This window comes from Flavobacterium sp. (genome assembly GCF_021151785.1).
GTDB lineage: Bacteria > Bacteroidota > Bacteroidia > Flavobacteriales > Flavobacteriaceae > Flavobacterium.
On record NZ_JAGKWP010000117.1, the window covers coordinates 1 to 6,589 of the forward strand.

At 33.3% G+C, this 6,589-nt stretch carries 5 protein-coding genes; 3 read left to right on the plus strand and 2 right to left on the minus strand.

The genetic code is table 11. The features are described from left to right. The first annotated feature begins 444 nt into the window (after window positions 1-444). Window positions 445-906 carry an IS200/IS605 family transposase gene (gene tnpA, locus QZ824_RS10135; RefSeq protein ID WP_291275902.1) on the plus strand — a complete coding sequence of 154 codons (462 nt, stop codon included), beginning with the start codon at window positions 445-447 and terminating at the stop codon, window positions 904-906. Between the two features lie 150 nt (window positions 907-1,056). On the opposite strand, the gene QZ824_RS10140 is transcribed toward tnpA, so the two are convergent. Next, window positions 1,057-1,440: a Rid family detoxifying hydrolase gene (locus QZ824_RS10140; RefSeq protein ID WP_291275903.1), complete on the minus strand. Its 384-nt coding sequence runs from the start codon at window positions 1,438-1,440 to the stop codon at window positions 1,057-1,059. A gap of 9 nt (window positions 1,441-1,449) precedes the next feature. After that, window positions 1,450-4,089 (minus strand): putative LPS assembly protein LptD, encoded by a 2,640-nt coding sequence (locus QZ824_RS10145; RefSeq protein WP_291275904.1) that lies wholly within the window; start codon window positions 4,087-4,089, stop codon window positions 1,450-1,452. 110 nt (window positions 4,090-4,199) lie between these two features. On the opposite strand from QZ824_RS10145, the gene QZ824_RS10150 reads away from it, so the two are divergent. Together QZ824_RS10150 and QZ824_RS10155 are read left to right on the plus strand one after the other, a co-directional pair. Next, a complete protein-coding gene (locus tag QZ824_RS10150; protein ID WP_291275905.1) occupies window positions 4,200-5,294 on the plus strand; it encodes an N-acetylmuramoyl-L-alanine amidase in 1,095 nt (364 codons plus the stop codon). A gap of 6 nt (window positions 5,295-5,300) precedes the next feature. Beyond that, window positions 5,301-6,589: N-acetylmuramoyl-L-alanine amidase (locus QZ824_RS10155; RefSeq protein WP_291275906.1), on the plus strand; the 1,289-nt coding region annotated here is incomplete at its 3' end.

A 6,589-nucleotide genomic window follows, 5' to 3' on the forward strand; every position in this document is an offset into this window, starting at 1 on the left:
TAGCAATGGATTTTAATCTATTGTAATGTGTACGAGATGTTGCGTAGTAGTCCCGTAGGGACGGTCAATGTCATGGCGTTGGATTTTAATCCAATGGTGCTGGTAAAGTGATGTTGTTGGTGTTGTGTCGACTGGACTAAAGTCTAGCCTTATGATATGTGTCGAGCCTACGGCTCTAGTGTGTGACGTTGTGTTGATATCGACTGGACTAAAGTACAGCCTTACAAAATGGGCCGAGCCTATGGCTCTGGTACGTAAACATTGCGTTTAAATAAAAATAATGCGTTATGCAACGTGTAAGTTCCGTAGGGACGACCTATAATGTAGCAATGGATTTTAATCCGTTGCATTAAAAAGGTCGAATGGATTTTACCCGTTGCGTAAAATGAGATAGAATGGGTTTTAATCCGTAGCAAAATAAAAACATAAAAAACATAAATACAAATGGCAAATACCTATTATCAAGTTTATATTCAAGTTGTTTTTGCGGTTAAGTATAGAGCAGCAGTTTTAGATCAAGCATGGAGAAAGGAAGTGTTTGCTGTGATGGGTAATTTAATTAATGAAACAGGATGCAAAACCATCATTGTGAATGGAGTGGAAGATCATGTGCATTGTTTTATTGGTTTAAAACCGTCAGTTTCTATTTCTGAATTGATGAAAACAGTTAAGGCGAAATCATCTAAATATATCAATGATAATCGCTTTTTACTAAATCGTTTTGAATGGCAAGAAGGGTATGGGGTGTTTTCTTATAGTCATTCCCAAATAGATGCTGTATACAATTATATTAAGAATCAAGAGAAACATCATACTAAATCAACTTTCAAAGAAGAATATGTAATGATTTTAGATAAATTTGAGATTCCCTATGAAGAACGTTATATTTTTGAAGAATTGAAATAAGAGTATGACAGTTGTTTTAACCACATGATTTCAAGATCTTGACAAAGTCTATTTAACTATTCCTTTTGGGAGTAGAAATAAATGGCGATGTACTATAAAAAAAGGGGAGAGGTGACCCTCTCCCTATAAGTAAAAGGATTTTTCAACAGCTTAAAAACGTTGAGCCACTAAAGAAATCTCCACATTTACATTTTTAGGTAAACAAGCTACTTGCACTGTTTCACGAGCAGGAGCTGTGGCTACATCAAAATAGCTACCATAAACACTGTTTATTCTAGCAAAATTGGCCATATCGCTAATGAAAATAGTAGCTTTTATAGCGTGCTCAAAAGTCAAATCAGCCGCCTCTAAAATCGCTTTAAGATTTTCCATGACTACTTTTGTTTCTGCTTCAATATTGTCTAAAACCAATTCATTCGTAGCGGGATCAATGGCAATTTGACCAGAGGTGTAAAGGGTATCACCCACTAAAATGGCTTGATTGTAAGGACCAATAGGGGCTGGTGATTTTTCTGTAAAAATAATTTTTTTCATACTAAATATCTATCTTAGGTTTGGATCAGGAAGTTTACGTTTTTCCCATTTAATGTCTTTTAACATAGAGGACTTAATTCCAATAAAGAAATTCCAATAATTGTAAATACCAACAGGAACAATACTAAAACTCATACGCCAGCTCTCTAAATCTCGTTCAAAGCGCAATTGCGTATAACTTAACCCTTTTCTAGCAAAATCATACCCCGAAGAAAACCCCATTTTCCATTTCACTGCTAAATCAATATTTCCGGATAACATCAATGAATTGGTGGTAATTTCTCTCTCTTTACGATCATTAGAGTAAGTAAGGGAATAGGCAACTCTTAAATCCCATGGAATTTGAAATTGGTATAATTCTTTTTGGGTAGACTTGTTACTTTTTTCAAATAAGGTTTGATTGCTATTACTCAAGTCGGCACCACGACCAAATAAGTCGTCTTCACGTCCACCATTTTGTATGTTTTGTTCTTTGGCTTTGTCTTTTTTCTTATCCTTGTCAGCGCCAAAATCCCTACTTGATAAATTGTAGTTTAGGGAAATATTAGCACTAGTCATTCGAACTAATCCATTACCATTATTAATGCTATATTCGTCAATGCGATTGCCCTCTTCATTTAAATCATAAGGGTCGAAGATAGCGCCAAAATTCAATCCTAATTTGTTTTCAAATAATTGTGTACCTCCATTAAAACGAATCGGCGATAATTTATAAGATGTTGCCGCAAAGTTATAGCTGGTAGAGAAGTTGAACTGATTCAGTAAAAATATTTTTTTACTTTCTCCTTTAGGGTTTTCATCATCTCTAACTTTAGCTTCAAGCGAGTTGTCTAATGAAAATCCAATAGAATTAGCCATTTGGAAGCTAGGGGCACCTAATAACGTACCATCAAATCTACTGTAATTAATCGAATTACCACTAGGATCAACATAAGTATCATAATATTGTTTAAAGCTTGGCGTGTATCCATAACTAATATTAGGTCTCATGATGTGACGAATAGCCTGAATTTTATTAGTTTCTTTAAAAGTATAAGTTCCATATACGGTTGTTCCAATACCCGTACTAAATCCATACGTACGATAGGAATCAAAACCATTATTACGAACGGATTCTACTTTGTTAGTGGTTGGGTTGTAATATTTATCGAAGGTGTTAAATACCCAGCTTTCTGTATAATTTACCCCTGTTGAAACACTAAAAAAGTTAAAAATTTTAAAATTGGTATTGATTGGAATGGAGTGAGAAATACCAGATAAAGCCTCTTTAAACATTCCAGATTTGAAAAGTAAGTCTTCGGTTGTGTTGATTCGATTATCTCCTTTTATGGTATATTGAAAATTAATATTTTCAAAGACTCCTTTTTTAATTCCATCTTCTTTAGCAAACGGGAATATACGATCCACACTGGCAGTAAAAGTTGGTAAAGTCAAGTTAACAACTCTGGTATTGGTATTTTGATTGTGAGTCATCGCCATTGAAAAATTAATCAATGGGACAGTTGGAAAGGTCTTCGAATAACTAACAGACGAACTCATGGTGTTATTCAAATTCGACCCTACATTTATAATATTGATGGATTGTCTAAAATATTTACTACTACCAAAATTGACCGAGGCAGCAAATCGAGAGTTAGCCGATGCTTTGGCATCTTGACTATGCGACCACTGAATATTATATAAATTAGTTTTTGAATAATTAGGGAAGCCTTTTTCACCGAATACTTGATTTTCATACCTGAATTGAACAGATCCATTGAATTTATACTTTTTAGCATACATAGATTCTGCCCGTAATGCATAACTACCATTTGTGTAATAATCACCTAATATAGCTAAATCATAATAGTCGCTCAAAGCAAAGTAATACCCACCGTTTTGTAAAAAATACCCCCTGTCGTTGCTTTGTCCCGGAGTGGGAATGATTACACCCGATGTGTTTTTATCTGACATGGGGAAAAAAGCAAAAGGAACGCCAATAGGTGTAGGTACATTGTAAATATACATATGGGTCAATCCGGTTACAAACTTCTTTTTGGGAACAAATTTAGATTTGTAGGCTAAAAAATAATATTCAGGATCTTCAATGTTGTCAGATGTAGTAAATTTTGCTTTCTTGAAGAAAATAATCGAATCATTTTCTCTTTTAGAAATTTCAGCATTAATAAACATTTCGCCTTGTTTGGTTTTAGATTTCCAAATTTTAGCTTTACCTGTTTTCGTATTGTATCGAATAGAATCAGGCTCAATCACCGTTTCACCTTGTTTAAAATAGGGGTATTGGGTGTATTTGCCCGTACTGTCTTTTAAACGACCAGCATAGATTTCATTTTTTTCATAATCAAGTACAATAATTCCTGATTTGATTTCGTAGTCTTGGTAATATAATTCAGCTTGATTGTAGAGTGTTAATTGTTTTTTTCGCTGATCCAGTCTTTCATAATCTTTCGCTTTTCTTTTAACAATGCCTTCTATGAAAACTTTTTTCTTTTTTACAGAATCTTTTTTGATGGAATCGTTGGCTTTAAAAAGGGTAGTAGGCGAGAGCTTAATGGAGTCTGTTTTTTTTTCATTTTGGGAATAAACAATTGAATTTCCAATACTTAGAAAAAAAATAAAAAAAACGATATGAATTAACTTTGTACTCAAATCTTTATATACTATTTTTGTAAAAGTGGTTTGATTTTTGCGGTGTCAAACTTACGTATATTTTTCGTTAAATTTTATCTATTTAGTAAAATTATAACTAATTTTTAAAGATGAAGAAATTCCTAGTAATTGTCACTATATTATTATCTATGCTATCTGAGGCACAAGATAGAAAATTTAAGTTGGTTTTAGATGCGGGTCATGGAGGTAAAGACCCTGGTGCTCAGAAAAATGGTTGCATTGAAAAAGAAATAGCCCTTGATGTGGTCTTGCAAGTGGGACAACTTTTGGAAAAGTATCCTGATTTCAATATTAAATATACTAGAAAAACGGATGTGTTTATTCCATTAAAAGATAGAGCCAAAATAGCAAATGATTTTGAAGCTAATCTATTTGTTTCTGTACACTGCAATTCATCTACATCGCCCAATCCCTCAGGTTCGATGACTTTAGTGATGGGATTGTCTCGTTCCAATCTAAATTTTGAAATTGCTAAAACTGAAAATGCGGTAATTTTTCAAGAAGACGATTACAAGAAAAATTACAAAGGATTTGATCCTAATAATCCTAGTACTCAAATTGGACTAAAAATTCTACAAGAAGAAACCTTGTTGCAGAGTATTGCTTTTGCTAGCGAAGTTCAAAATCAATTTAGAAATACCATGCAAAGAAAAGATTTAGGAATGCATCAACAGCCTTTGTGGGTACTTGATGCTACTGTAATGCCTGGTGTTTTGATTGAATTAGGTTTTTTATCTAACTTAAAAGAATCTAAATATATCAATTCAAAAGAAGGGAGACATAATTTTGCACAAGTTATCGCGCTGGCTATTCTCAAATATAAAAACCAATTGTTTGAAACAAATACGCCATTGTTTGAACCTAAAATAGTAACCCCTGTTATTGTAGAAGAACCTAAACCTGAATTGGTAACCATTAAGGATGACCCCAATTACAATGTTGTGGTTGATACAACTAAGGTGAGCACAGAGAAAAAATACAAAGTACAAATTAGTTTCAGTGCAAAGAAAATAGAACTTATTCCTTCTAATTTTAAAGGATTGTCTAATATTACTTTGACTGAAGAAGCTACGGGCTATAAATATTATTATGGTGCAGGTAGTACTAAAGAAGCATGTAAAAAATTAGTAGCAGAGGCTAAAGCTAAAGGGTATACTTCAGCTTTTATTGTTGAGGATAAATAATATAAAATGAATCGGAAATTATTTTTTTTTATTGTATTTTTTGTAGGTTCCATTGGAAGTTGGGCTCAAAATAAAAAGTTTAAAGTAGTATTGGATGCTGGTCATGGAGGTAAAGATTATGGTGCTACCTATCATGGAAATATAGAGAAAAATATTGCTTTAAAAACAGCTTTAAAAGTCGGGAATATTCTTAAAGAGGAGCCAGATGTAGAAGTTGTTTTTACAAGAAGTACGGATGTTTTTGTAGAATTAGACGAGCGTGCTAATATTGCCAACAAATCTAAAGGACATTTGTTTATCTCTATGCATTGTAACGCTAATCCTAATCAAGCCGCAGCAGGGAATGAAACGTATGTGATGGGGATTACAAGAAGTGCTTCCAATTTAGAGGTTGCCAAAAAAGAAAATGCGGTGGTTACTTTAGAAAGTAATTACAAAATTAAATATGATGGTTTTGATCCTAAAAAACCAGAATCGGTTATTGGTATTTCCATTTTACAAGAAGAAAATTTACAGCAAAGTATTGAAATAGCTGGAAAAGTACAACAAGCGTTTACCAAGTTCACTTCAAATAAAAATAGAGGAGTTAAGCAAGCAGGTTTTTTAGTGTTAAGAAAAATAGCTATGCCCCGAATTTTAATTGAAATGGGGTTTGTATCTAATAAAGTAGAAGGGGCTTTTTTAAACTCTGAGCAAGGACAAGAAAAACTAGCTGAGGCAATTGCCACTGCAATCATTAATTATAAAAAAGATTACTTTCATGCAGATACCAATTTGCCTAAGAAAAATGAGAATACAGCAACCGAAGTAAAAAAGGATAAAACAAATACCACTGAAGACACTAAAGAAACTAACGAAAAAGAAAATTCAGCTATTGAGTTTAAAGTTCAAATTTCGGCAAGTGGTAAAAAAATAGAGACCATTCCGGCTAATTTTAAAGGCTTAAAGGGAGTTACCATTCAAAAAGATAAAACAATTTATAAATATTTTTACGGTTTAACTACGGATTATAAAAAAGCTAAATTGGCTTTAGAAGAAGCTAAAAAGAAACACCCAGATGCTACATTCGCTTCTGATGGTGTGCATCCCAACTCGCAGGGACACTGGATAATCTGTAGAAATATGTTGACCTATTTTGGTTTGAAAAAAGCCAAAAATGCAGAAGTTTGGACAGAATTATACCCCAATCGCTCGGTAAGTAATTTGTTGTTACTTTTTCAGAAAATCCAAACAAGACATAATATCCTCAAAAATGCTTGGCTTCGAGCTACCCAACACACACGTCCAGAAATGCC

Excerpts from the sequence above, each read along its gene's own strand:
- QZ824_RS10140 (WP_291275903.1), bottom strand. The coding sequence starts at position 1,440 with ATGAAAAAAATTATTTTTACAGAAAAATCACCAGCCCCTATTGGTCCT.
- tnpA (WP_291275902.1), top strand. The coding sequence starts at position 445 with ATGGCAAATACCTATTATCAAGTTTATATTCAAGTTGTTTTTGCGGTT.
- QZ824_RS10150 (WP_291275905.1), top strand. The coding sequence starts at position 4,200 with ATGAAGAAATTCCTAGTAATTGTCACTATATTATTATCTATGCTATCT.